The organism is Bradyrhizobium sp. USDA 3311 (assembly GCF_054062495.1).
In genome coordinates this window covers 5644950-5670286 of record NZ_JBSSFI010000001.1, presented here as the reverse complement: position 1 = coordinate 5670286, position 25337 = coordinate 5644950, and the positions used below count along the sequence as shown (strand labels likewise).

Genomic DNA, 25337 nt, shown 5'->3' with positions numbered 1-25337 from the left:
CCGCGTTGGGCGAGGCAAAGCACCGGCGCTTCCGCGCCTGACGCGCGCGGAACGTCAAATTGCTAGAAAATGAAATAAAGAAAGAGCCTCACCTTTAAGGTGTATGAGCACATCACGACAACCATCCGGCGTCAACGCGCATGCGACTGAGCGTCGATCAAGCTAACGTGACGCCGGAGAATTGGCTTGGCGAGGCGCGTTACGCCAGCGCCTTCAGTGCCGCCTTGCCGCCATAGAGCGCCTGCTTGCCGAGCTGCTGCTCGATGCGCAGGAGCTGGTTGTACTTGGCGGTGCGATCGGAACGCGCAAGGGAGCCGGTCTTGATCTGACCGCAATTGGTGGCGACGGCGAGGTCGGCGATGGTGGAATCCTCGGTCTCGCCGGAGCGGTGCGACATCACAGAGGTGTAGCCCGCCTTGTGCGCCATTTCGACGGCGGCGAGCGTCTCGGTCAGCGTGCCGATCTGGTTGACCTTGATCAGGATCGAGTTGGCCCGGCCCGCCTTGATGCCTTCGGCGAGGCGCTTGACGTTGGTGACGAACAGATCGTCGCCGACGAGCTGGCACTTCTTGCCGATGAGGTCGGTGAGCTCCTTCCAGCCGTCCATGTCGTCTTCCGACATGCCGTCCTCGATGGTCACGATCGGATAGCGCGCAACGAGATCGGCAAGGTACTTGGCCTGCTCGGAGATCGAACGGGTCTTGCCCTCGCCTTCATAGACGTACTTGCCGTCCTTGAAGAACTCGGTCGAGGCGCAGTCGAGGCCGATCACGATGTCGCTGCCCGCCTTGAAGCCGGCCTTGCCGATCGCGTTCATGACGAATTCGAGCGCGGCGTCCGCCGACGGCAGGTTCGGGGCAAAGCCGCCCTCGTCGCCGACATTGGTATTGTGGCCGGCCTTCTTCAGTTCCGACTTCAGCGTGTGGAAAACCTCCGCGCCGTAACGCAGGCCCTCGGCAAAGCTCGACGCGCCGACGGGCAGGATCATGAACTCCTGGAAGTCGATCGGGTTGTCGGCATGCACGCCGCCGTTGATGATGTTCATCATCGGCACCGGCAACAGCCGCGCCGAGGTGCCGCCGACGTAACGGTAGAGCGGCATGTCGAGCGAGTTCGCAGCCGCCTTGGCGCAGGCGAGCGACACGCCGAGGATGGCATTGGCACCAAGGCGGCTCTTGTTCGGGGTGCCGTCGAGGTCGATCATGATCTGGTCGATCTGGGCCTGCTGCTCGACATCGAGGCCGCTCAGGGCCTCGAAGATCTCGCCGTTGACGGCGCCGACCGCCTTGGTGACGCCCTTGCCGAGATAACGGGCCTTGTCGCCGTCGCGCAGTTCCACCGCCTCATGGGCGCCGGTGGAGGCGCCTGATGGCACCGCGGCGCGGCCGAGCGCGCCATCTTCCAGCACGACGTCGACCTCGACGGTGGGATTGCCACGGCTATCGAGAATTTCGCGGCCGATGATGTCGATGATGGCGGTCATGATGTTGCACTTCCGTTCGTTAGGTTTGATCGGTTCGCCGCGGGTCTTACACGGAGCGCAAGCAAATGTGAACGCTTGGACGGCGAGCTTCGACTGACGCGTGAATTCCCCAAGACTAAGCTTGAGAACACTGGGTCTGCGCGTCCATCCTCAATCCTAGACAGTCGGGGTAACGCCATGAATCGCCGCCAGTTTCTTGCTTCCAGCGCCGCCCTCCTCGCCGTTCGCCCATCTTTTGCTCAGGAGGGCCCGTTCCGGACAAAATATTTCCCCATCAGTGCCGGGATCGGGCTGCACGACCTCGCGCCAGCCCCCGACGGCACGGTCTGGTTCACCGCGCAGGGCAAGGGCATGCTCGGCAGGCTCGATCCGAAGGATGGCACCTTCAAGACCGTCAGCCTCGGCCAGGGCGCCGCGCCGCACGGCGTGACGATCGGTCCCGATGGCGCGCCCTGGATCACCGAGGGCGGCCAGAACGCGATCGCGCGGGTCGATCCCGGCGATCTCAAGGTCACGCTGTTCCGCCTGCCGGAGAAATTCGCCTCCGCCAATCTCAATACCGGCGTGTTCGACAAGGACGGCACCTACTGGTTCACCGGACAGTCCGGCTATTACGGCCGGCTCAAGCCGAAGTCTGGCGAGATGGACGTGTTCCGGGCGCCCAAGGGCGTCGGCCCCTACGGCATCACCGTGACGCCCAAGGGCGACGTCTGGTACGCCTCGCTCGCCGGCAGCTATATCGCGAAGCTCGATCTTGCGACCGGCAACGCCAATGTGGTCGAGCCGCCAACGCCGAACCAGGGATCGCGGCGCGTCTGGTCGGATTCGAAGAGCCGGATCTGGGTCAGCGAATGGAACAGCGGCCATGTCTCGGTGCACGATCCCGCTGACGGTTCCTGGAAGACCTGGAAGCTGCCGGGAGATCGTCCCCGCACCTACGCCGTCTATGTCGACGACAAGGACAAGGTCTGGCTGACCGATTTTTCCGCCAATGCCATCGTCCGCTTCGATCCCATGACCGAAAAATTCAACGTCTTCGCCAGCGACAAGCCGAATGCCAATGTCCGCCAGCTCGACGGCAGGCCGGGCGAGCTCTGGGGCTGCGAGTCCGGCAACGACCGGATCGTCATGATCCAGACAATCGCGACCGGTTGACGGCAGCTTCAATTGCGTCCATCCCGGCATCCGCAAAAGGATGTGACGACGATGGCGAAAAAATCCCTCCAGCTCGGCCGCGCGGTCGAATGGCCGCACACACCGGAAGAAGCCCAGCTCGACCGCGTGCCCAATCCGCAAAAGGACACCGACTATCTGGTGCGCTTCACCGTGCCGGAATTCACCTCGCTGTGCCCGGTCACAGGACAACCGGATTTCGCGCATCTGATGATCGACTACGCACCCGGCCCATGGCTGCTGGAGTCGAAATCGCTGAAACTCTACATCGCGAGCTTCCGCAATCACGGCGCCTTCCACGAGGATTGCACCGTGATGATCGGCAAGCGCATCGCCTCGGAGATCAAACCGAAATGGCTCCGCATCGGCGGCTACTGGTATCCGCGCGGCGGCATCCCGATCGACGTGTTCTGGCAGACCGGCCGCGTGCCGAAGGGCCTGTGGGTGCCGGAGCAAGGCGTCGCGCCCTATCGCGGGCGGGGCTAGCTGGAGACCAACGACGATGAAATCGACATCTGACAAATTTCGCGGCCTTGTCCTGAACCTTTCCTTGGGCCTTCTGGGCGTCCTGTGGCTGACCGACGCGTCCGACGCGGCCGAGGTCCGGGTGATGATTTCCGGCGGTCTGACAGCGGCCTATCAGGCGCTCGTGCCGGAGTTCGAGAAAGCCACCGGCAACAAGGTGCTGACCGCGTTCGGGCCTTCGATGGGCACCACCACCAATGCGATCCCGGTCCGGCTGGAGCGGGGCGAGCCGGCCGATGTCCTGATCATGGTGGGCTATGCCCTCAACGACCTCGCCAGCAAAGGCAAGGTCGTTGCCGGCAGCCAGGTCGATCTGACCAGATCGCCGATCGGGATTGCCGTCAAGTCGGGCGCGCCGAAGCCGGACATCAGCTCGGTGGAAGCCGTCAAGCGTGCGCTGCTGGCGGCGAAGACGATCGCCTATTCGGACAGCGCCAGCGGCGTCTACGTCTCGACCGAGATGTTCGACAAGCTTGGCATTGCCGATGTCATGAAGGACAAGGCGCGCAAGATTCCGGCCACGCCGGTCGGCGAGATCGTCGCGCATGGCGAGGCCGAACTGGGCTTTCAGCAGATCAGCGAACTGAAGCCGGTGAAGGGCATCGATATCGTCGGACCGCTGCCGAGCGAGTTGCAGAAGATCACGATCTTCTCAGCCGGCATCGCGACCGTTTCGAAGGAGCCCGAGGCTGGCCGGGCCTTGATCAAGTTCCTCGCCTCCCCCGCCGCCCGCGACACGATCATCGCGAGCGGCATGGAGCCGATCGCTGCCGGTGGAGCGAATTAGGCCCGGCCTCCTAATACGCGCTCAGAAGGTCGACCTTGGCATTGGCCGCCACCAGCCGCCGCGCCAGGATTGCGGCGAGGTTGCGCATGATCTTCAGCGCGGTCTCCGGGTGCAACCGGCGGTAATCGGCAAAGCTGTCGAGCGGCAGTTCGAGGCAGGCAACGGGCGTATCGGCAAACACGTCGGCGCTGCGGGTTCGCTCCAGGATCGCCATCTCACCGAACTCCATGCCGGGACCGAGCGAGGCCAGTCGAACGCCGCTCCGCAGCTTCACGCTGACCATGCCGCTCTGGAGGAAGAACAGCGAATTGGCGGGCGCGCCGGCGGCGATGACGCGCTGGCCGGCCGTGTAGTGCCGTGTGGTCGAGAGTTTGACGATGGCGGCGATCTCGTCGGTGTCGAGCTCGGCCAGCAAGGCCTGCTCGCCGAGATGCGCGCTCTCCTTCACGTCGGTGAAGCCGCCGAAGCGATAGATCACCTGGTCCTCGGCCCATTCGATGGCATCGTCGAGCAGCGCGAAGCGGCGCAGCCGGCGTGGATCCCCCGTGCGCGCGGCGATCGCGGCCCAGACCGCGGAGGCCTCCTCGAGGCCGGACAGAATCGTGGTGACGTTGGCATTGCCGAGCGCCGTCAGCGTCTCGCCCAGAAGCTCCGCACCGGCCGCGGTGATGTCGGGCACGCGGCGGAAATCGATGATCAACAGCGGCGCGTTCGGCGGCTCACTGGTCAGTCTTCGCGTGACGTAATCGATGGTGCCGAAATTCAGCGCGCCGACGAGCTCGAGGATGCGGATGTCGCTGTGACGCTCGTCAAGAATCTGCTGCTCGTGCGGCGGGCGGCTGCGGCGCGAGGAGATGCCGTAGACGTCGTAATCCGCCATGACGCTGGTGCGGACGTCGGCATTGCGGTTGAGCATGTGCAGGTCGAACCGCGCCGACAGTGCCTCGCAGACCTTCAGGCCGCGCACGCTGTTGAAGTGATTGTCGAGCAGCGGCGAGAAGGTGCCCAGTCCCAGTTGCGAGGGCAGCGCCGCGACGATGCCGCCGCCGACGCCGCTCTTGGCGGGGATGCCGACGCGATAGGTCCACTCGCCGGCATAGTCGTACATGCCCGAGCTCGTCATCACCGACAGCGTGCGGGCGACGATGTGCGGCGTGATCACCTGCGCGCCCGTCACCGGATTGATGCCGCGATTGGCGAGAGTTGCCGCCATCACCGCCAGATCGCGCGCCGTCACCAGGATCGCGCATTGGCGGAAATAGACGTCGAGCACCGCGTCGACGTCATCCGGCAGCACCGCGTAATTGCGGAGCAGCCACGCGATCGCGCGGTTGCGGTTGCCGGTCGCGGTCTCCGAGGCATGCACGGCCTCGTCGACGCCGAGCTCGCGCCCGGCGAACTCGCTGAGTTTTGAGCGGACACGCTCGAAAGCACCCTTGCCGTCCACCTCGTAGATCAGGCCCGAGCAGGCAATCGCACCGGCATTGACCATCGGGTTGAAGGGACGGTTGTCGTTGGTGAGCCGGATCGAATTGAAGGCTTCGCCGCTCGGCTCGACGCCGATGGTGGCCGAGACGCGCTCCTCGCCCACCGTCTCCAGCGCCAGCGCGAACACGAAGGCCTTCGAGACCGACTGGATCGTGAACGGCACCGCGCTGTCGCCGACCTCGTAGACATGGCCGTCGATGGTGACGAGCGCGATGCCGAAATGATCGGGGTTGGCGCGCTTCAGCTCGGGAATGTAATCGGCAAGCTCGCCCGAACCGTCGCCCCTGAACTCCTCGTGGCAATCGGTCAGGAAACGCCGCAGTGGCGGCCTGGTGGGATATCCGGCCGACCGGGTCGCGCCGGCTACGCTGGGCAAACGGATGGGCTGGGCGTCCACGGTCTCACACCTCGGTTTGCCCAGAATAAAAGCAATTCGTGTGCCATGTATACGGAGCCGACGGTGTCGTGGTGGGGCGATCCCCCCTTAAGGACCGAATAAAATCTCAGCGCGCGTCGGCTGGTGCACGCGGCTTGAGCAGCCGGGCGCAAACGATGCCGAGGACCACCATGATCGCGGCGCTCACGAACAGCGTCGGCATCTTGCCGCCGTGTTGCAGGCCGAAGCCGTAGGCGAGCGGCCCGACCGTCTGTCCCATGAAGAAGAAGAACGAATGCAGCGACAGCGCGGTGGCGCGCGCCTCGACCGAGAGCTCGCTGGCGAACACCTGGAGACAGCCATGGGCGATGTAGAAGCCCCAGCCCATGACGATGAGATTCAGCGCCTGCACCTCCCAGCGCGGACCGAAGGCCACGGCGACGAGCTGCGAGGCCACCAGCGTCATGCCCGCGATCATCATTCCCTTCATGCCGAGCCACGGCAGCAGGCGCGACACCGTCAGCGTGTAGAACAGGCCGCCGACCGCGAAGCCCGCGATGACGATGCCGGCGATCGAGAGCGAGGTCTGGCCGAGCTCGAACAGGAACGAGGCGATATAGGGAAACAGGCCGAGCACGCAGCAGCCTTCGACGAACACGGCCGAGTAGCACACATAGGCGTTGGGGTTGGTGAAGATGGTGCGATAGCCGGCCTTCAGCGCCGACAGGCTCGTCTTCGGCGGATGCTTGACCTTGGCGCCGCGAAAGCCGGCGGCAACCGCGATCGATGCAACGATCACGAGCACGCCGAGCACCGCCAGCACGCCGCGCCAGCCGAGGAAATCGCCGATCAGGCCGGAGGCCGAGGCACCGAGCAGATTGCCGGTCATGGCGCCGGCGAGCGTGCGGCTGATCGCGACCTGCCGCTTCTCCGGACCGACCAGATCGCTGGTCAGGCTGAGCGCCACCGGAAACACGCCGCCCGAGCCGATGCCGGCAAGGATGCGGGTCGCAAACAGAACCGAGAACGAGGTCGAGAGCGCACCGAGAATATTGGCAAGCCCGAGCAGCGCGAGGCAGCCGATCATCAGCCGCGTCTTGCCGAACAGATCGGCGGCTGCGCCGACGATCGGCTGGATGATCGAGAAGGTGAAAGCGAACACCGCGGCAAAGCCCGCGGCGGTCGCGATGCTGACGCCAAAATCCTCGGCGACGTGCGGCAGCACCGGGTCGAGCGCACGCGCCGACAACGCCGCGGCGAAGCTGGCGCCGGAGATGACGTAGAGCGCGGCCGGCAGACCGTGATCGTGCGGCCGCGCCTCGCCTTGCTGCATCAGCGCGGGTTCTTTGCGAGCGCGTCGAACGCCATCAGCCTGCGGATCAGACCCTCGAACTCGCGCAGCGGCACCATGTTGGGGCCGTCGGAAGGCGCGCTATCGGGATCGGGATGGGTCTCGATGAAGACGCCGGCGACACCGACCGCGACCGCCGCCCGCGCCAGCACCGGCACGAATTCGCGCTCGCCGCCGGAGGACGTCCCCTTCCCGCCCGGCTGCTGCACCGAATGGGTGGCGTCGAAGATCACGGGCGCACCGGTGGTGCGCGCCAGGATCGGCAGCGCGCGCATGTCGGAAACCAGCGTGTTGTAGCCGAAGGAGGCGCCGCGCTCGGTGACGAGCACATTCGGATTGTTCGCGCTCGTGATCTTGGTGACGACGTTCGCCATGTCCCAGGGCGCCAGGAACTGGCCCTTCTTGACGTTGACGACCTTGCCGGTCGCGGCCGCCGCCAGCAGCAGATCGGTCTGCCGGCACAGGAAGGCCGGGATCTGCAGGATGTCCACGGCCTGCGCCACCTCGGCGCATTGCGTGGCTTCGTGCACGTCGGTCAGCACCGGCAGGCCGAGCGAGGAGCGGATCTCGGCGAAGATCGGCAGCGACTGCGCGAGCCCGAGTCCGCGCGCCGCCGACGCGCTGGTGCGGTTGGCCTTGTCGAACGAGGTCTTGTAGACGAGACCGATGTTCAGCCGCGCGGCGATCTCCTTCAGCGCGGAGGCCACCTCCAGCGCATGCTGGCGGCTTTCGAGCTGGCAAGGCCCGGCAATGATCGAAATCGGCAGATCATTGCCGAATTTGACCCTGCCAATGGTGACGACCGGCGCCGCTGACGTCGAAGAGCTCAAGGCAAATCCCTCGTTTCGGCGCGACCATAGCCGCCATCGGGGTCGGATCAACCCCAATCGGCCCAGGCCGTCCGAATATCAGGGTTGCGCCGAAGTTCCGCGGGCGCCGCCGGCGCTATTTCACCGCCGAAAAGGCGGTCGGCGTCAGGAGCTGGCTGACGATATTGCCGACGATCTGGCCGTCCGCCTCCGACTTCGACCGCGCCTCGAGCCAGTCCGGATCGGTCACGAACGCGCCCCACTTCTTCTCGCGCTCGGCGAGCGACTCCCAGGCGAGGAAATAGGTCAGCTCCTGGCTGGATTCACCGATCAGCGTGGTGAAGAATCCAGCCTGGCGGATGCCGTGCTTCTCCCACAGCTTCAGCGTCGCCGTCTCGAACCGCTTCAAGAGCGCCGGCAAGCGGCCGGGCACGCAGCGGTAGACGCGCATTTCGTAGATCATTCTTGCTTCCTCCCAGAACAGGTCCGCCGCTTATAACGGCCGGCCATAACCGTGTCTTGAGCCCTGCGCGGCCGCCCCTGTGGCGTTTCGCGCATGGCTCGGCGGTCTTCGGTAACGCATCAAGTCCGGCTCCCGCAATGCTGCCGCAATGATCGGGCCGCTAGAATGGCTTTAGTTGAAGCCTAGGTGCCGGATCATGCGGATTTTGCTCGTCGAGGATGAGGCGGAGATGGCGGGCGCGCTGGCGTCGGCGCTAAAGCGCTACGACATGGTGGTAGACCATGCCCCTACCCTTGCCGACGCTGAAGAGGCCATTTCCGCCGACGTCCATGTCGCGGTCCTGCTCGACCGCCAGCTCCCCGACGGCGACGGCCTTGCACTGATTCCGAAGCTCCGGGCGCGCGCCGACGGCGTGCCGATCATCGTCCTGACCGCGCGCGGCGAGCTCGCCGACCGGATCGCCGGGCTCGACAGCGGCGCCGACGATTATCTGGCCAAGCCGTTCGCGGTCGAGGAGCTGCTGGCGCGCCTGCGCGCCGTGATGCGGCGCCCCGCGGGACTTACGCCGGATGTCATCCGCGCGGGCCGCCTCGCCTTCGATGTCGGCCATCGCGAGGCGAGCATCGACGGCCAGCCGTTCGAGCTGCCGCGTCGCGAGCTGTTGGTGCTCGAGGCGTTGATCCGCCGCATCGGCCGCACCGTGATACGCTCGGCGCTGGAAGAGGCCGTCTACAATTTCGACGACGAGATCCAGTCGAACGCGCTGGACACGCATATCTCGCGGCTACGCCGCAAGCTCGCCGAGGCGGATGCCGGCATCGAGATCCACGGCATTCGCGGCGTCGGCTATCTCCTGAAGAAGCTGCCATGAGCAGGCACGACGATCCCTACTGCCTGCGCTCGCGCCTGAGCTGGCGCCTGCTCTCGCTCCAGGCCGCGCTGCTCCTGGCCCTGGTTGCCGTCGTCGTCGGAGCGCTGTGCGCGTCAGGACTTGTGCTCGCCCAGCGCGACGAGGATCGCGTGATCGACGTCGTGCAGCACGCACTGACGCGCGACGCACAGGGCGGCCTGACCGTGCGGCCGACGCCCGAGCTCGAACAATTGCGTAGCGAGACACCAGACCTCTGGTTCCTGGTCCGCGACCGGCAGGGACATTCGCTCGCCGAAGGTGCCGTGCCGGCTGAATTCGCCGCGATCGGCGGCGGCCTCGACCAGATCAGCCAGGCGCGGCTTGGCTGGCAGCTGTTCGAGGACGATCCGCTCAAGCCGGCGGCGCGGCTGAAGCGGGTCGATACCGAGGCCGGCAATGTGCAGGTCATCACGGCGACACAGGGCCGGTTGACCGGCGCCAAGGCGCTGGTCATGACATCGCTTGCGTTCCTCGGCATCGCCCTGCCAGGCCTCCTTCTGATGGGAACCGCGACCTTCATCGCGACACCGATGATCGTGCGGCGCGCCTTCAGAGGGCTTGATACGACCGCGGACCAGGCGCGTCGTATCGACATCCATCAGCGCGGCGCGCGTCTGTCGGTGGAGAGAATTCCGCTGGAGGTCGTACCGCTCGTGACTGCGGTCAATGACGCGCTGGCGCGGCTCGACCAAGGCTATGCCCGCCACAAGCGTTTCGTCGCCGACGCCGCGCACGAGCTGCGCACGCCGATCGCGATCCTCAACACGCGTCTGGAGTCGCTTGCCCCCGGGCCGGACAAGACCCGGCTGCTGGAAGATGCCGCGCGGCTGGCGACGCTTGCCGAGCAGTTGCTGGACATTCAGCGGCTCGACCGCTGCGGCCATCCGTTCGCGCGCGTCGACCTTGTCCGGGTCGCGCAAGGCGCGGCTGCCGACCTCGCGCCGCTGGCGATTGCCGGCGGCTACGAGCTGGCGCTCGATGCACCCACGACGCCGATCGAGACGATCGGTGACGCGGCCGCGTTGGAACGCGCGCTGACCAACCTCGTGCAAAATGCGATTCAGCACGGCCCTCGCCGCGGCACCATCGGCATTCGCGTCAGCAGACCCACGAGCATCGAAGTCACGGACGAAGGTGCCGGCATTCCCGTCGGACAACGCGAGCAGATCTTCGAGCCGTTCTACCGGCTGACGCCGCTCGATCGCGGTGCCGGCCTCGGCCTCAACATGGTGCGCGAGATCGTGCAGCTGCATGGCGGCCACGTCTCGGTCACGGACGGGCCGGACGGCGGCGCCTGTTTCAGAATAACGCTGCGCCCAATCCCGCAGGATTGATTCAATCCGCGTGCGCCCCTCACAGCGCAATGCTGTCGCAATGCACGGCCGTGACACTGCATCCGCTTCACCTCCGATCTTTCGAGGTGCAACCAAGATGCCGGAGTGCGCATGCCCAACGATTTCCTCTCCTTCTTCCTGTCCTGGATGTCGGCCCCGGGCCGGGTCGGCGCGATCGCGCCATCAGGCGCGGCGCTCGCCGATCTGATCACGCGCGAGATCACGGCATCGACCGGTCCGATCCTCGAGCTCGGCCCCGGCACCGGGGCATTCACCTACAACCTCCTGAAACGCGGCGTCCGCCAGCAGGACCTCACGCTGATCGAATACGGCTCCGACTTCATGAAGCTCCTGCAAGTGCGCTTTCCCAACGCGCGCGTCTTGTGGATGGATGCGGGGCGGCTGACGACGGAGCGCCTCTATGACGGCGCGCCCGTCGGCGCGGTCGTGAGCGGGCTGCCGCTGCTCAACATGTCGACGCGCAAGGTCGTCTCGATCGTCAGCGGCGCGTTCAGCTATGTCCGCCCCGGCGGCGCATTCTACCAGTTCACCTACGGCATGAGCTGCCCGGTGCCGCGGCCGATTCTCGATCGGCTGGGCTTACGCGCCACGCTGGTCGATCGCGCCCTGCTGAACATGCCGCCCGCCGCCGTCTACAGGCTGACACGGCGGCCGCAGATGAAGCTCGTCACGGGATCGCTTGCGCCGGCCCCCTCGACGCGAGTCGCCTTGGAGCCGATACATCACGCGCGCGACCACTCCGCCGCGCGCTGAGCCATCAGACCAGCCGGCTCTGCACCATCGCCGCCTGAATGAAGGAGGCGAAGAGAGGATGCGGCTCAAAAGGCCGCGACTTCAGTTCGGGATGGAACTGCACGCCAATGAACCAGGGATGATCCTCGTATTCGACGATCTCCGGCAGGACGCCGTCGGGCGACAGCCCTGAGAATTTCAGGCCGTGCTGCTCGAGGCGGTCCTTGTAGGCGGTGTTCACCTCGTAGCGGTGGCGGTGGCGCTCGGAAATCTCGGTGGCGCCGCCATAGACCTGCGAGACGCGGCTGCCGCGGTTGAGCGCCGCGGGATACGCGCCGAGCCGCATCGTGCCGCCGAGATCGCCGGCCTGCGAGCGCTTCTCGAGCTCGTTGCCGCGCAGCCATTCCGTCATCAGGCCGACCAGGGGCTCCTTGGTCGGGCCGAATTCGGTGGAGTTGGCGTCCTCGATGCCGACGAGATTGCGCGCGGCCTCGATCACCGCCATCTGCATGCCGAAGCAGATGCCGAAATACGGCACGTCGCGCTCGCGCGCGAACTGCGCCGCGCGGATCTTGCCTTCCGCGCCGCGCTGACCGAATCCGCCCGGCACCAGGATGCCGTTGACGTGCTCGAGGAACGGCGCGGGATCTTCCTTCTCGAAGATCTCGCTCTCGATCCAGTCGAGATTGACCTTCACCTTGTTGGCGATGCCGCCATGCGACAGCGCCTCGATCAGCGACTTATACGCATCCTTCATGCCGGTGTATTTGCCGACGATGGCGATGGTGACGTTGCCTTCGGGATTGCGGACGCGCTCGTTGATCTGCTGCCAGCTCCGCAGCTCCGGCGGAATCCGCGAGGCGATGCCGAAGGCGGCGAGCACCTCGTCGTCGAGGCCCGCATTGTGGTAGGCCTCGGGGACAGCATAGATGTTGTCGACGTCGCGCGCTTCGATCACCGCGCTTTCGCGGACGTTGCAGAATAGCCCGAGCTTGCGCCGCTCCTCCTTCGGGATCTCGCGGTCGGTGCGGCAGAGCAGGATGTCCGGCTGGATGCCGATCGAACGCAGCTCCTTCACCGAGTGCTGCGTCGGCTTCGTCTTCAATTCGCCTGCGCTCGGAATGTAGGGCAGCAGCGTGAGATGTATGTAGACGGCATGATCGCGCGGCAGATCGTTCTTGAGCTGGCGGATCGCCTCGAAGAACGGCAGGCCCTCGATGTCGCCGACGGTGCCGCCGATCTCGACCAGCACGAAGTCGTAGTCGTCATTGCCGTCGAGGACGAATTCCTTGATGGCGTTGGTGACGTGCGGAACCACCTGGATGGTCGCGCCGAGATAATCGCCGCGGCGCTCCTTGGTGATGATGTCCTGGTAGATGCGCCCCGTCGTGATGTTGTCGGCCTTGGTCGCCGGCCGCCCGGTGAAGCGCTCGTAGTGACCGAGATCGAGATCGGTCTCCGCGCCGTCATCGGTCACGAACACTTCGCCGTGCTGATACGGCGACATCGTTCCGGGATCGAGGTTGAGATAGGGGTCGAGCTTACGGAGGCGGACCTTGTAGCCCCGGGCCTGCAACAGCGCACCGAGTGCCGCTGAAGCCAAACCCTTGCCGAGCGAAGAAACCACGCCGCCGGTGATGAATATGTACCGCGCCATGGGACTTAACCTCTAATCCCTCGAATTCGATTCGCCAAAGCGATTCGTATTCCGCCCCAAAGATTTTGCGGGCCTGTGGGTGAGCCAGAACTAAGAATGGTAACAGAGCCTTGATGGGGATTGTTGACGCAGGACGGTAGAAGCCGTCCTGCATGGCCCCCCTGCTTTATTGCGAGCGAGGCACCTGCGGGCCGCTCGGCGCTGCGGGGGCCTGCTGCTGCTCGTCGGCCTTCTTCAGCGAATCCAGGATGCCGCCCGAGGTCGGCGGCGCAATCGGCGATCCGCCGGCCGGCTGGCCCTGCGATGCCGGCTGGCCAATGATCGACGAAGGCGCGCGGTTGTAGCCGGCGTACCAGGACAGGAACAGGCTGGTCACGAAGAAGCCGGCGGCGAGGATCGCGGTCGTCCGCGACAGAAGATTCGCGGTGCCGCGGCTCGACATGAAGCCCGCGCCTCCGCCCATGCCGAGGCCGCCGCCTTCCGACTTCTGGAGCAGGACGGCGCCGATCATGACGGCGACGATCATGAGATGGATGACGATGACAACAGTCTGCATAGTGCCCTTCCGTCACAAGCCGACAGCGCCGAGACGGCGGCCGATCGCGCTTCGCGGGTTTTCCTGAAGTTGCGCGGTGTTACACGATCGGAAACGGCATTGCCACCCCCGATCGGGTCCGGACCAACGGTTTGGGTTAGCTAGGGGCAGCCCTTGGCGATCGCAAGGAAATCGGCCGCCTTGAGGCTGGCGCCGCCGACCAGAGCTCCGTTGACGTTCTTCACGGCCATCAGTTCGGCCGCGTTCGAGGGCCTGACCGAACCGCCGTAGAGGATCCGCATCTTCGCCCCGTCCACGCTAAACCGGGAGGTCAGGAACTCCCGGATAAACCCATGAATCTGCTCGACATCCTGGGCCGTGGGGGTCAGGCCGGTGCCGATTGCCCAGACTGGCTCATAGGCCACGACCAGGTTGACCGCGGTAGAGCCGTCCGGCAGCGAGCCGTCGAGCTGGCCGCGCAGGATGTCCAGGGTCTGGCCGGCATCGCGCTGGGCTTGCGTTTCGCCGATGCAGACGATCGCCGTCACCCCGGCCCGCCAGGCGGCTTCCGCCTTCTGCCGCACCAAAGCATCGCCCTCGCCGTGGTCGGCGCGACGCTCGGAATGGCCGACGATGATGGCGGTCGCGCCCGCATCCGCCAGCATTTCGGCGGCGATATCGCCGGTGTGGGCGCCGGAGGCCTTGGGGTGGCAATCCTGGGCCCCAACCGCGACCTTCTTGCCGCGCGCCTTGTCGGCAAAGGCCGCGATCAGGGTCGCCGGCGGGCAGACCAGCAGATCGGCCTTGGCGGCCACGTCTGCCGCGCCATTGAGCATGGCGTCGAATTCGGCAGCGGAGGCCTTCAGGCCGTTCATTTTCCAGTTGCCGGCGATCAGCGGTCGGATGGCGTCGGTCATGTCAATTTCCAGCAAAATGAGGTTTGTGCATGCGCTAGCAGAGGTGCTGCGGCAGTTCCAGAGACCTAAGGGCTTTTAACCGCAGCTTCGCGCGGCCGCGTGACCTGAGGTTGCGGGGGGAAAGCCGCCACTTTATGATGATCTATCAATTTGGTGACGCGCTTTTGCGGAATCTGCATTAAGACGCGCTCCCGTTCCCCTCCTGCCAAACAAGTTGGACCAAATGCTTCGAGGAATGCGCAAGGCCTCATCAAACTGGCTCGGCAAGACCATTATGGCCGTGGTGATGGGCGTGTTGATCATCAGTTTCGGCATTTGGGGCATCGCCGACATCTTCCGCGGCTTCGGACAGTCCACGGTGGCCAAGATCGGCCGCACCGAGATTTCGCTGAACGAGTTCCGCCAGATCTATACCGACCGCCTGCAACAGATCAGCCGCCAGTTCGGCCGTCCGCTGACGCCTGATCAGGCCCGCGCCTTCGGCCTCGACCGTCAGGTGCTCCAGCAGACGATCGCGGAAGCCGCCCTCGACGAAGAGGCGCGCCGGCTCGGGCTCGGCCAGTCTGACGACCAGATCCGCCAGGTCATCATGAACGACCCCAACTTCAAGGGCGTCGGCGGCAGCTTCGATGCGAACCGCTTCCAGGCCGTGATCCGCAACTTCGGCTATACCGAGCAGCGCTACGTGTCCGAGCAGCGCAAGGTGTCGCTGCGGCGGCAGCTCACCGGCACGATCGGCGCGGGTCTCGAGCCGCCGAAGGCGATGATCGACGTGCTGACGCGCTTCCAGAACGAGCAGCGCGCCATTGAGTTCGCAAGGCTCGACGCCGCGCAGGCAGGCACCATCGATGCGCCCTCGCCCGAGGCGCTCGCCGCCTATTTCGAGGATCACAAGGTCCAGTTCCGCGCGCCCGAATATCGCAAGATCGCCTTCGTCGTGATCTCGCCGGAAGAGATCGGCAAGTGGAGCGAAGTCTCCGACGAGGACGCGAAGAAACTGTTCGACCAGCGCAAGGACCGGCTCGGCACGCCCGAGAAGCGCCAGATCCACCAGATCGTGTTTCCCAACGCGGCCGAGGCGCAGACCGCGCGCGAGCGCCTCGCCGGCGGAATGTCGTTCGAGGATCTCGGCAAGGAGCGCGGACTGAGCGCATCCGACGTCGATCTCGGGCTCGTGACCAAATCGTCGCTCGACCCGGCGGTTGGCGATGCCGCCTTCGCGCTCCCCGCAGGTGAAATCAGCCAGCCGATCCAAGGCCGTCTCGGCACCGCGATCGTCAAGGTCGACAAGATCGAGCCGGGCGTCGAGGCGAACTACGCCAGCCTCGTCGGCGACATCAAGCGCGAGATCGCCACCGAGCGCGCGCGCGTCAAGGTCGCCGATCTCCGCGACAAGATGGAAGACGAGCGCGGTGGCGGCGCCAGCGTGATCGACGCGGCGCAGAAGCTCGGCCTCACCGCCGTCACCATCGACGCCGTCGACCGCTCCGGCCGCGCCCCGAACGGCCAGCCGGTCGCCAACATCCCGCAGGGCCTCGACGTGGTATCGCAGGCCTTCAATACCGACGTCGGCGTCGACAATGACGCGATCTCGTTCAAGGGCGGCTACGTCTGGTACGACGTGCTCGCTATCACGCCCTCGCGCGATCGCAACCTCGACGAGGTCCGCGACCAGGTCGAGGCGCGCTGGCGCCAGGACCAGATCGCGACCAAGCTGAAGGCCAAGGCGACCGAGATGGTGCAGAAGCTCGAAGCGGGCGGCAAGCTTGCCGATGAAGCCGCCGCGGTCGGCGCCAAGGTCGAGACCGCGACCGGCTTCAAGCGCGACGACTCGCCCGCCGGCGTGCCCGCGACCGTCGTTGCGGCCGCCTTCCGCACCGCCAAGGACGGCGTCGGACAGACGCCCGTGAGCGGCGGCAGCGAGGTGATCGTCTTCCGCGTCACCGACATCGTCGATCCCACGGTCGACGCCGCCTCCGACGCGGTGAAGAAGCTGAAGGAGAGCCTCGACCGGGCGCAGACCGAGGAGCAGGTCGCTTCCTACGTCAACAAGCTTGAAACCGACATCGGGACCACCATTAATCAGGCCGCCTTCGCGCAGGTGACCGGCGCGAACCAGTGAGTTGAAAGCACGCGATGGACGACCTGAAATCGATCATTGGAAAAGTGGCGACCGGCGCCAGCCTGTCGCGTGACGAAGCGGCTTCCGCCTTCGACGCCATGATGTCGGGCGAAGCCACGCCCTCGCAGATGGGTGGCCTCTTGATGGCGCTGCGGGTGCGCGGCGAGACCGTGGACGAGATCACCGGCGCGGTCGCGGCGATGCGCTCCAAGATGCTGACCGTGACCGCACCGCCGGACGCCGTCGACATCGTCGGCACCGGCGGCGACGGCTCCGGCTCGGTTAACGTCTCGACCTGCGCCTCATTCATCGTCTCGGGCGCCGGAGTGCCGGTGGCCAAGCACGGCAACCGCGCGCTGTCGTCGCGCTCGGGCGCCGCCGACGTGCTGGCTTCGCTCGGGGTGAGGATCGACCTCAGGCCGGAGCAGGTCGGGCGCTGCGTGCGCGAATGCGGCATCGGGTTCATGTTCGCCCCTGCCCATCATCCCGCGATGAAGAATGTCGGCCCGACCCGGGTCGAGCTCGCCACCCGCACGATCTTCAACCTGCTCGGACCGTTGTCCAATCCGGCCGGTGTGAAGCGCCAGATGGTCGGCGTGTTCTCGCGGCAATGGGTGCAGCCGCTGGCGCAGGTGCTCAAGAACCTCGGCTCTGAATCCGCCTGGGTGGTGCACGGCTCCGACGGCCTCGACGAAATCACCCTCACCGGCCCGACTTTCGTATCCTCGCTCCACAATGGCGAGATCAGGAATTTCGAGGTGACGCCGGAGGAAGCGGGGCTGCCGCGCTGTGAGCCCGGTGCGCTCAAGGGCGGTGACGCCGACGCCAATGCGATTGCGCTGCAAAGCGTGCTCAACGGCAAGCCGAGCGCCTACCGCGACGTGGCGCTGATGAACGCGGCCGCCGCGCTGGTCGTGGCCGGGCGTGCCAAGGACCTCAAGGAGGGCGTCGCGATCGGCGCAAAATCGCTCGACAGCGGCGCAGCGAACGCGCGGCTGAAGCATCTGATCGCGGTCTCCAACGGCTGAGCCTGACATGTCGGACATCCTGACCAAGATCGAGACGTACAAGCGCGAAGAGATCGCCGCCGCCAAGCGCGCGCAGCCGCTCTCCGTCGTCGAAGAGGCGGCCAAGGCGCAGGCCGCACCGCGCGGCTTCCTACACGCCATCAAGGCTAAGCATTCCGGCGGCGACTTCGCGCTGATCGCCGAGGTCAAGAAGGCCTCGCCGTCGAAGGGGCTGATCCGCGCCGATTTCGATCCGCCACAGCTCGCCAAGGCCTATGAGGCGGGCGGCGCCGCCTGCCTTTCGGTGCTGACGGACACGCCGTCGTTCCAGGGCCATCTCGACTTCATGGTGGCCGCGCGTGCGGCGACGTCACTGCCGGTGCTGCGCAAGGACTTCATGTTCGACGCCTATCAGGTGGTCGAAGCCCGCGCGCATGGCGCCGACTGCATCCTGATCATCATGGCCGCGCTCGACGACGCCACCGCCAAGGACCTGGAAGACACAGCTATCGCCTATGGCATGGATGTGCTGATCGAGATCCATGACCGCGCCGAGCTCGACCGCGCGCTCAAGCTGCGCTCGCCGATGATCGGCGTCAACAACCGCAACCTGCGCACCTTCGAGACCACGCTCGCGACCAGCGAAGCGTTGGCGCCGCTGATCCCCGGGGACCGGCTGATGGTCGGCGAGAGCGGCATCTTCACGCCCGCAGACCTCGCCCGGCTCGAGCGCGTCGGCATGTCGACCTTCCTGGTCGGCGAGAGCCTGATGCGGCAGGCTGACGTGACCGCCGCCACGCGTACGCTGCTCGCGCGCGAGACAGCCCGCGCGACCGGTACGCGCTGACATGGCGCGCAAGCCGTCCAAGACAAAGCCGTCGAAAACGAAGTCCGGCCCTGCCCTCACCCATATCGGCGCCTCCGGCGAGGCGCGGATGGTGGACGTCTCGGACAAGCCCGCGACCGAACGGCTTGCGGTCGCGGAAGGCCGCGTCCTCATGACCAGTGCGACGCTGGACCTGATCGTCTCGGGCAATGCCAAGAAGGGCGACGTGCTCGGCACCGCGCGCATCGCCGGCATCATGGCCGCCAAGCGCACCTCGGAGCTGATCCCGCTCTGCCATCCGCTCGCGCTGTCGAAGGTCACGGTCGATATCGAGCCCGACGCGAAGCTGCCGGGCTGCCTCGTCCGTGCCAGCGTGAAGGTGACGGGCCCGACCGGCGTCGAGATGGAGGCGCTCACGGCCGTGTCCGTCGCCTGCCTCACCATCTACGACATGATCAAGGCGGTCGAGCGCGGCGTGCGCATCGAGGGCATCCATCTCGTCGAGAAGCTCGGCGGCAAGTCCGGCCACTACCGCGCCTGAGCGCGCGGTTCTCACTTCAGCGAAGTGCTGATCGATCCGAATTTCGTGTTGAGCTTGCTGCCCATGCCGTTCACGACGGTGATGACCGCAAGCGCGATGCCGGCTGCAATGAGCCCGTATTCGATCGCGGTCGCGCCACGCTCGTCGGCGAGGAAGTTCTTCAAGGTGTTTTTCATCGTCGCGCCCTCTCTGTGTCGTTGGCATGCGTGTTCGCAAATCACGTGCCAACGCCGGCTTGAGGATCGTCAGCATGTTAGATGGTTAAGCCTTGGTTGATCATCGTGCGGCCGGCAGGAATTGACCGGCGTTGCAGGATCCTTGCGGCAATTCCTGCACGTCCTGCATCCCGCGTATCGATTGCTTTTGCCTGTGGGCATTCATGTCGCATTAACCGCGCTTCCTAACTTCGCCTCCACACCGTTCCCGTAAACCAACGGATGTTTTGAGGATCAAGAATTGATCCTGGCGTGTGCGCGGCAACGATCCACATGATGACGAAATACGGCAGTCGCCTCTTTGACCAGGTCTTCGTGCGCAGCGGGCCGATCCGCTGGCTGGTCGTTGGCGGCACGCTGCTGATCGCCGCGATCGCCGTCGGCGCGGTCCTGATGGCGCAGAACTTCCGCGAGCGCGCGCTGCGCAACTCCGGCCGCGAGCTCGAAAACACCGTGCTGATGCTTGCCCATCATTTCGATCAGCAATTGCAGGATTTCGCGGTCATCCAGAAGGATTTTGTCGACCACGTTCGCACGATCGGCATTGCCAGCGCGGAAGACTATCGCAAGCGCCTTTCCGGCCAGGACATCCACCGCCTGCTGCGCTCGAAGATCGAGGCGCTTCCCTACATGGGCGGCGTCAACGTCATCGACGCCGAAGGCAATCTGATCAACTCGTCGACGGCGTGGCCGGCTCCGAAGGTCAACGTCGCCGACCGCGCCTATTTCCGCACCTTCCGATATGCCCCCGATGCGCCCGACGTCCTGATCGAGCCGGTGCACAGCCGCATCTCGGGTGCCTGGACCATCCTGATCGTCCGCAAGATCGTCGACCCGAACGGCGAGTTCATGGGCGTGGTCGGACGCGGCATCGAGCCGGCCAATTTCGAGAAATTCTTCGAGTCCGTCGTGCTCGGCGAAGGCGCGACCATCTCGATGCTGCATCGTGACGGCACGCTGCTCGCCCGCTACCCGCATTCGGGCGAATTGATGGGACGGAACTTCAGGAACGGCCCGTTCTCGCAGCAGCGAGTCTTCGGCCTCGACCATTTTGCCGGACGCTTCGTCAGCCCCGTCGACGGCGAGGACCGCCTGATCGCCTCGCACGCCCTGCCCCACTTCCCGATCCTGATGATGGCCACCACGACGCGCGCGGCGGCCCTGACGGACTGGCGCGAGCAGATCGGCATCCTGATCTCGGTCGCCGCCTCTTCCGCGCTCGCCATCGCCGGCGTGCTGATCGCGATCGTGCGCAAGCTTCTGGAGCAGCACCGCCTCTCGCGGGAACGGCTGACGCTGGAAAAGCAGCGTCTCGACCGCGCCGTCAACAACATGACCCAGGGCCTGCTGCTGTTCGACGCCGAGCAGCGGCTCGTGGTGTGCAACCAACGCTATATCGAGATGTACGGCCTGTCGCCCGAGGTGGTGAAGCCCGGCTCCAGCTTCCATGACATCATCGCCCACCGCAGCGCGACCGGCTCGTTCACCGGCGACGTCGACGGCTATGTCGCGCGCGTGCTGGGCGACATCCACGCGCGCAACTCCATGGTGGTCGACACCGCCGACGGGCGCTCGATCCACATCCTCAACGAGCCGCTCGCGGACGGCGGCTGGGTGGCGACGCACGAGGACATCACCGAGCGCCGGCGCATCGAGGAGCGCATCACCCACCTCGCCCATTATGACGCGCTGACCGACCTGCCCAACCGCGCCATGTTCCACGAGCATCTGCGCCAGGAGCTGGCCGCCATCACCGACGGCGACGAGATCGCGGTGCATTACATCGACATCGACGAGTTCAAGGGCGTCAACGACGCGCTCGGCCACCTCGTCGGCGACGAGCTCCTGAAATCGGTCGCAACGAGCCTCAGCCGCTGCGCGGGCCCGGCGGATTTCGTGGCGCGGCTTGGCGGCGACGAATTTGCCATCGTGCAGGGCGCGGTGACGTCGCCGGACCAGGTCAACGATCTCGTCGCCCGGGTCTTCCAGGCCATCCGCGCTCCCTTCGACTGCATGGGCCATCATCTCACCACCGACGCCAGCATCGGCATCGCGCTGGCGCCGGGACACGGCACGGTGCTGGATCAGATCCTGAAGAACGCGGACATGGCGATGTACGCCGCCAAATCCGCCGGACGCCGCACCTATCGCTTCTTCGAGCCGGAGATGGACGCCAAGGTCCGCGAGCGGCGGCAGCTCGAGATCGACCTGCGCCACGCCATCGCCCAAGGGGGGCTCGAAGGCGGCCTCGAGGTCTACTACCAGCCCTGCCTCGGCCTGAAGGACGACCGCATCACCGGCTGCGAGGCACTGGTGCGCTGGCGCCATCCTGAGCGCGGCATGGTCTCGCCGGCCGAGTTCATCCCGATCGCGGAGGATACCGGCCTGATCAACGAGATCGGCGAATGGGTGCTGGCCACCGCCTGCCGCGACGCCGCAAGCTGGCCCGACGACATCCGCCTCGCCGTCAACGTCTCGCCGGTGCAGTTCAAGAGCGGCACGCTGGCGCTGAAGATCATGGCGGCGCTCGCCGCCTCCAATTTTCCGGCCAGCCGGCTCGAGCTCGAGATCACCGAGGCGGTGCTGATCCGCGACGACGACAGCGCGCTGGCGATCCTGCACCAGCTCCGCGCCATCGGCGTGCGCATCGCGCTCGACGATTTCGGCACCGGCTACTCCTCGCTGAGCTACCTGCACCGCTTCCCGTTCGACAAGATCAAGATCGACCGCTGCTTCGTCAACGACATCGCCGGCCCCGACGGCTCCGCCAGCATCGTCCAGGCCGTCGTCAATCTGGCGGCTGCCCGCCGCATGACCACCACCGCCGAGGGCGTCGAGACCGAGGAGCAGCAGCGCCTGCTCCGCACGCTCGGCTGCTCCGAAATGCAGGGCTATCTGTTCAGCGCCGCAAAGCCGGCGGACAAGGTGCTGGAGCTGTTCGCACTGCATCGCAGCCGGCTCGCCCAGCGCGGCGGCAACGAGAGTCGCCGCCGCGAGGCAGGCTAGGTCGGACCTCGGTTATCAGCGCAGCGGCATTCCCAGAAGCTTTCCTCCAAACACACAACGCAGGTCTGCTCCAGACGCACCTTCAGGGCGTGCCGGGCGCGATGAAGGCGGACGGTCAGGTTGTTGACGGTCACGCCCAGATCGGCCGCAACCAGCTCCCGCGGCTCACCGGCGAGATCCACCCTTCTGATGACTTCGGCATGCTCCGGCTTCAGCAGGGACAGGTGGGTATGAAGACACTCGCAGACCGCGGCATTCGCAGCGGAATCCTGATCGGCTGCAAGACGGTCGTTGAGCTCATGCGGAAAAGGCATCTCGCGAGTCCTGCTCCTTGATGCCTGGCGGTGAAAGTCTGCGATGGACGTGGCCAGGACCCTGCTCAGCCAGCCTCGAACCGAGTCCGCATCACGAATGTCGCCGGATCGCTCCAGTGCACGCAACATGAACGCCTGGAGCACCTCCTCCGCTTCCGCCTTCCCGCCAAAGCGCCGCTGCAAATAATTGCGAAGGCGATCGTAGCTGCCGACGAGGGCAGCACGAACGACTGCCTCCTGCACTTCCAGGGAGGCGGCTGTCAGCATCGGCAGATTCTCGTTCGGCGATTTCATGACCCATCGTCCTTGCATGACATTCGGTAGATCGCTTCGTTGGAGCGGGAACGCGACGGCGCGGCTGCCATCAGCCGGTGCGGCAGCCTCCCGAACAGGGGGCGCGAGCGATCGCTGCGACAGCGGCGCTCACGTGGCGACCTCTGTTTCCGCAAACCGGCGATCGCTCTTTCGGCGTTCTTCCTCTCAGCACGCAGCGTGCGGGAACAGCACCGAGGCCGGCGCCGTCACTCCGCCGCGTGTGAGGTCCTGGCGCGCATCGTCGTCATCCGCATGGCAACGTGCCTCTCGCAGACGAGTCGATCCGCGCTCGCACCTGGAGCGACGCAGTCCGTTTTTCAGGAGCTATCTCAGGCGATGGGGGGCCGGTAGTGGCGACGGAACGTGCCTTCGTCGCCGATCACGTCAGGCTGCGCTTCGCAGCGCGAGCGCGGCACGACGAACTCCGCAACGGCCGGAGCTTGCGGCCACACGGCGCTGAAGCAAAGCACCGAGCCGCAGCAAGTCGCATGCCGCTCGCCGGGCCGGTCATGGTCGTCGTCGTCGCAATCCCCGGCCATCGCAACGTCATGCGAATGTACTGCCGATCCGCCAGCGTGATCGTGCTCATGCGCATCTCCAGGCTGATCGCTCGGATGGTCGCACTGCATCGCTACGTCGAGGGAGATCGAGATCGCGAGGGACGGCGTCATCGACGCGAGCAGGTAAGCGATGGCGACAAGCCATCCCCACCATCTTCGCCTTGGCTTTCGCAAGCCAATCATCCCTGCACCTGCTGTCCGACCGGAAACATATAGCTCTGGTTGCAGTGACGGCCAACAGAAAACGACGCTCGCGGCTTCGACATTGCAAGAACGGCGATGAGAGTCGTGCGCCGTGCCAGATGCGGCGCGGAAATCAGCTCCCGATTTCTTTCGTCGAGCCCTGTAATATATTGCACCCCTCTCCGTCGCGTGACCGAATCCGTCAATGGTGCTTCATCCAGCCGGTGCCCTTGATGTCGTTGAACGAGTCGGTTCTGTGACACAGAAAGCATTGATCGACCGATGCGTGCTCCTGTCCCGTGATCATCCGATCCATCATGACGAAGTGGCCCATGTAGTGGCTCGGCGGCGCCTGATGGCATTGGGCGCAGTCCCTCGAAGTCGGCGAGGGGTGCAGGAAACCGGCGATTTTCCAGGACGCGAGCCCATGGCAATCCGCGCAGTCCCGTCCGAGCAATTCGCGATGCGGCTCCCGGTTGCTGTGGCAGCTGGCACAGTCGAGCGCAGCCTTTTCCCGCCGTTCTGGCTTTGGCAGGCCGAGAAACTCCTTCAGGTCCGCAGTCAGTTGATCGGCCGTGGCCCGGTCGAACAACTTCGTGCCGGAGCCGGCCGCCGCGACTTGCAGCAGTGCCGCGTGGTCCATCCTGATCGGCCGCAACTCGCCCATGTGCTCGAGATGGCAGCCGGAACATTGAGTGCCCGCCGCGGCATGAAACGCCGTCGACTGCTTGGCGAGATCCGCGGCGGAAGGCGCGTGACAGGAGATACAGGCCGCTGCGTCGACGCCCCTGACCGGCGTGTGGCAGCTCTCGCATCTGTCGGACAGAAAAGCATGCTTCCCGGACAGCGGCCCGGGCATCACAAATCTCGTCCAGCCCGGGACCAGCTCGGAGCTGCCCCGATAGAGAGCGATCGATACGACGGCCGCGCTTGCGACGGCCAGTGTCGCGACCACGGCGTAGAGCACGCCCCTGATCGTCACGCCAGCCACCGCAGCCCGTAATAGACCTCGGCCGCCACATGCACCGCCAGCAGCGCATACATGACGATCGCCGCCATGACATGCAGCCCGATCCACTTCAGGAAGATCTTCTTGATTGCTTCGCTGGATCCGATCGCCGATTCGAGATCGGAAATGCCATCGACGAGTTGCAGCACGGGCACATTCGGCAACGTCGATGCAGGTACGGCGTCCCCCTCACGGACCACACGATCGGGCGACGACATCGCCGACGCAATGTGCTCATAGGCCGACCTCAAGGTCGCCAGATGCGATTGCTGCTGGCGCAGCTCCATCGCGGTTTGCGGCAGGTAGTACCGCCCGACAAATCCGGTGACGACAACGATCAGCATGCTGGTCACCAGGGCAATCCCAAGCGGACTTTGAAACTTATGACCGGTATGCAGAAGCGCGAAGAATGCTGCGACGATTCCGGCATAGGCGTGAAACGCCAGGAGCGTCGGCATCGACACGCCTCGCGTGACCAGGACCTTCAAACCCACGCTGTATTTCGTCATCGGATAGACGAGAAGGAGAACCATCAGCACGGCCGCACCGGCCCCGAGGACAAAGCCCGCCAGGCTTCCTGCGAACCGGCTGTCGGAGTGCAGCAGGAAAGCCGGCACCAGCAGCAACAGGGCCGCCAGAACGACGTCGGCGATCAGGCGCTCTCTCCCGTCCATCATG

24 protein-coding genes are annotated in these 25337 nt (G+C 65.6%); 11 read left to right on the top strand and 13 right to left on the bottom strand.

Annotated elements, in window-relative coordinates; translation table 11 throughout:
• Nucleotides 1–199: 199 nt before the first annotated feature.
• Nucleotides 200–1483, bottom strand: a complete 1284-nt coding sequence (gene eno, locus ACVWW6_RS27100) for a phosphopyruvate hydratase (RefSeq protein ID WP_011087562.1) — start codon at nucleotides 1481–1483, stop codon at nucleotides 200–202.
• A 177-nt stretch (nucleotides 1484–1660) separates the two neighbouring features.
• Between eno and ACVWW6_RS27095 the strand changes: the two genes are divergently transcribed.
• Genes ACVWW6_RS27095 through ACVWW6_RS27085 form a run of 3 tightly spaced genes read left to right on the top strand, consistent with a single transcriptional unit; the run spans nucleotide 1661 to nucleotide 3968 of the window.
• A complete protein-coding gene (locus ACVWW6_RS27095; protein ID WP_456681647.1) occupies nucleotides 1661–2638 on the top strand; it encodes a Vgb family protein in 978 nt (325 codons plus the stop codon).
• Nucleotides 2639–2689: 51 nt separating this feature from the next.
• A complete protein-coding gene (gene queF, locus ACVWW6_RS27090; RefSeq protein ID WP_162603533.1) occupies nucleotides 2690–3142 on the top strand; it encodes a preQ(1) synthase in 453 nt (150 codons plus the stop codon).
• Nucleotides 3143–3158: 16 nt separating this feature from the next.
• Nucleotides 3159–3968 carry a substrate-binding domain-containing protein gene (locus ACVWW6_RS27085; protein WP_456681646.1) on the top strand — a complete coding sequence of 270 codons (810 nt, stop codon included), beginning with the start codon at nucleotides 3159–3161 and terminating at the stop codon, nucleotides 3966–3968.
• A 10-nt stretch (nucleotides 3969–3978) separates the two neighbouring features.
• Here ACVWW6_RS27085 and glsA read toward each other — a convergent pair whose 3' ends face one another.
• From glsA to ACVWW6_RS27065, 4 genes are all read right to left on the bottom strand, one after another.
• A complete protein-coding gene (glsA, locus tag ACVWW6_RS27080) occupies nucleotides 3979–5853 on the bottom strand; it encodes a glutaminase A (RefSeq protein ID WP_456681645.1) in 1875 nt (624 codons plus the stop codon).
• 106 nt (nucleotides 5854–5959) lie between these two features.
• Entirely contained in the window at nucleotides 5960–7165 is a 1206-nt protein-coding gene (locus ACVWW6_RS27075; RefSeq protein WP_161534823.1) for an MFS transporter, read from the bottom strand.
• Nucleotides 7165–8013: a 3-deoxy-8-phosphooctulonate synthase gene (gene kdsA, locus ACVWW6_RS27070; RefSeq protein ID WP_011087568.1), complete on the bottom strand. Its 849-nt coding sequence runs from the start codon at nucleotides 8011–8013 to the stop codon at nucleotides 7165–7167. Before kdsA ends, ACVWW6_RS27075 begins: the two co-directional genes overlap by 1 nt.
• A 115-nt stretch (nucleotides 8014–8128) precedes the next feature.
• Nucleotides 8129–8455 (bottom strand): NIPSNAP family protein, encoded by a 327-nt coding sequence (locus ACVWW6_RS27065; RefSeq protein ID WP_011087569.1) that lies wholly within the window; start codon nucleotides 8453–8455, stop codon nucleotides 8129–8131.
• 196 nt (nucleotides 8456–8651) lie between these two features.
• On the opposite strand from ACVWW6_RS27065, the gene ACVWW6_RS27060 reads away from it, so the two are divergent.
• The 3 genes from ACVWW6_RS27060 to ACVWW6_RS27050 all read left to right on the top strand — a co-directional run bounded on the left by ACVWW6_RS27060 (nucleotide 8652) and on the right by ACVWW6_RS27050 (nucleotide 11473).
• Nucleotides 8652–9326 (top strand): response regulator, encoded by a 675-nt coding sequence (locus tag ACVWW6_RS27060; protein ID WP_011087570.1) that lies wholly within the window; start codon nucleotides 8652–8654, stop codon nucleotides 9324–9326.
• Entirely contained in the window at nucleotides 9323–10699 is a 1377-nt protein-coding gene (locus tag ACVWW6_RS27055) for a sensor histidine kinase (protein WP_456681644.1), read from the top strand. Before ACVWW6_RS27060 ends, ACVWW6_RS27055 begins: the two co-directional genes overlap by 4 nt.
• 111 nt (nucleotides 10700–10810) lie before the next feature.
• Nucleotides 10811–11473, top strand: a complete 663-nt coding sequence (locus ACVWW6_RS27050) for a class I SAM-dependent methyltransferase (RefSeq protein ID WP_456681643.1) — start codon at nucleotides 10811–10813, stop codon at nucleotides 11471–11473.
• Between the two features lie 4 nt (nucleotides 11474–11477).
• Here ACVWW6_RS27050 and ACVWW6_RS27045 read toward each other — a convergent pair whose 3' ends face one another.
• From ACVWW6_RS27045 to tpiA, 3 genes are all read right to left on the bottom strand, one after another.
• A complete protein-coding gene (locus tag ACVWW6_RS27045) occupies nucleotides 11478–13109 on the bottom strand; it encodes a CTP synthase (RefSeq protein ID WP_011087573.1) in 1632 nt (543 codons plus the stop codon).
• Between the two features lie 166 nt (nucleotides 13110–13275).
• A complete protein-coding gene (gene secG / locus ACVWW6_RS27040) occupies nucleotides 13276–13665 on the bottom strand; it encodes a preprotein translocase subunit SecG (protein ID WP_011087574.1) in 390 nt (129 codons plus the stop codon).
• A 140-nt stretch (nucleotides 13666–13805) separates the two neighbouring features.
• Nucleotides 13806–14561, bottom strand: coding sequence for a triose-phosphate isomerase (gene tpiA, locus ACVWW6_RS27035; RefSeq protein WP_456681642.1), 756 nt, complete (start codon nucleotides 14559–14561; stop codon nucleotides 13806–13808).
• A 223-nt stretch (nucleotides 14562–14784) separates the two neighbouring features.
• On the opposite strand from tpiA, the gene ACVWW6_RS27030 reads away from it, so the two are divergent.
• From ACVWW6_RS27030 to moaC, 4 genes are read left to right on the top strand one after another with little or no spacing between them, the layout of a single operon-like run.
• Nucleotides 14785–16683 carry a SurA N-terminal domain-containing protein gene (locus tag ACVWW6_RS27030; RefSeq protein WP_028171800.1) on the top strand — a complete coding sequence of 633 codons (1899 nt, stop codon included), beginning with the start codon at nucleotides 14785–14787 and terminating at the stop codon, nucleotides 16681–16683.
• 14 nt (nucleotides 16684–16697) lie between these two features.
• On the top strand, nucleotides 16698–17711 hold the full coding sequence (gene trpD, locus ACVWW6_RS27025) for an anthranilate phosphoribosyltransferase (RefSeq protein ID WP_028171799.1): 1014 nt from the start codon (nucleotides 16698–16700) through the stop codon (nucleotides 17709–17711).
• Between the two features lie 7 nt (nucleotides 17712–17718).
• A complete protein-coding gene (gene trpC, locus ACVWW6_RS27020; RefSeq protein ID WP_456681641.1) occupies nucleotides 17719–18537 on the top strand; it encodes an indole-3-glycerol phosphate synthase TrpC in 819 nt (272 codons plus the stop codon).
• 1 nt (nucleotide 18538) lies between these two features.
• On the top strand, nucleotides 18539–19057 hold the full coding sequence (gene moaC, locus ACVWW6_RS27015) for a cyclic pyranopterin monophosphate synthase MoaC (protein ID WP_456681640.1): 519 nt from the start codon (nucleotides 18539–18541) through the stop codon (nucleotides 19055–19057).
• Nucleotides 19058–19068: 11 nt separating this feature from the next.
• Here moaC and ACVWW6_RS27010 read toward each other — a convergent pair whose 3' ends face one another.
• Complete coding sequence (locus tag ACVWW6_RS27010) at nucleotides 19069–19233, bottom strand: Flp family type IVb pilin (RefSeq protein ID WP_028171796.1); 165 nt, start codon at nucleotides 19231–19233, stop codon at nucleotides 19069–19071.
• Nucleotides 19234–19545: 312 nt separating this feature from the next.
• Here ACVWW6_RS27010 and ACVWW6_RS27005 point away from each other — a divergent pair, with 312 nt between their 5' ends.
• Nucleotides 19546–22278 (top strand): bifunctional diguanylate cyclase/phosphodiesterase, encoded by a 2733-nt coding sequence (locus ACVWW6_RS27005; protein ID WP_456681639.1) that lies wholly within the window; start codon nucleotides 19546–19548, stop codon nucleotides 22276–22278.
• On the opposite strand, the gene ACVWW6_RS27000 is transcribed toward ACVWW6_RS27005, so the two are convergent.
• From ACVWW6_RS27000 to ACVWW6_RS26985, 4 genes are all read right to left on the bottom strand, one after another.
• Nucleotides 22275–22886 (bottom strand): RNA polymerase sigma factor, encoded by a 612-nt coding sequence (locus ACVWW6_RS27000; protein ID WP_456681638.1) that lies wholly within the window; start codon nucleotides 22884–22886, stop codon nucleotides 22275–22277. The genes ACVWW6_RS27005 and ACVWW6_RS27000 overlap by 4 nt on opposite strands.
• Before the next feature lie 350 nt (nucleotides 22887–23236).
• Nucleotides 23237–23446 carry a hypothetical protein gene (locus tag ACVWW6_RS26995; protein WP_456681637.1) on the bottom strand — a complete coding sequence of 70 codons (210 nt, stop codon included), beginning with the start codon at nucleotides 23444–23446 and terminating at the stop codon, nucleotides 23237–23239.
• 406 nt (nucleotides 23447–23852) lie between these two features.
• Entirely contained in the window at nucleotides 23853–24617 is a 765-nt protein-coding gene (locus tag ACVWW6_RS26990) for a class III cytochrome C family protein (protein ID WP_456681636.1), read from the bottom strand.
• Between the two features lie 11 nt (nucleotides 24618–24628).
• Nucleotides 24629–25336 (bottom strand): iron reductase, encoded by a 708-nt coding sequence (locus ACVWW6_RS26985; RefSeq protein ID WP_110116144.1) that lies wholly within the window; start codon nucleotides 25334–25336, stop codon nucleotides 24629–24631.
• Nucleotide 25337 lies beyond the last annotated feature (1 nt).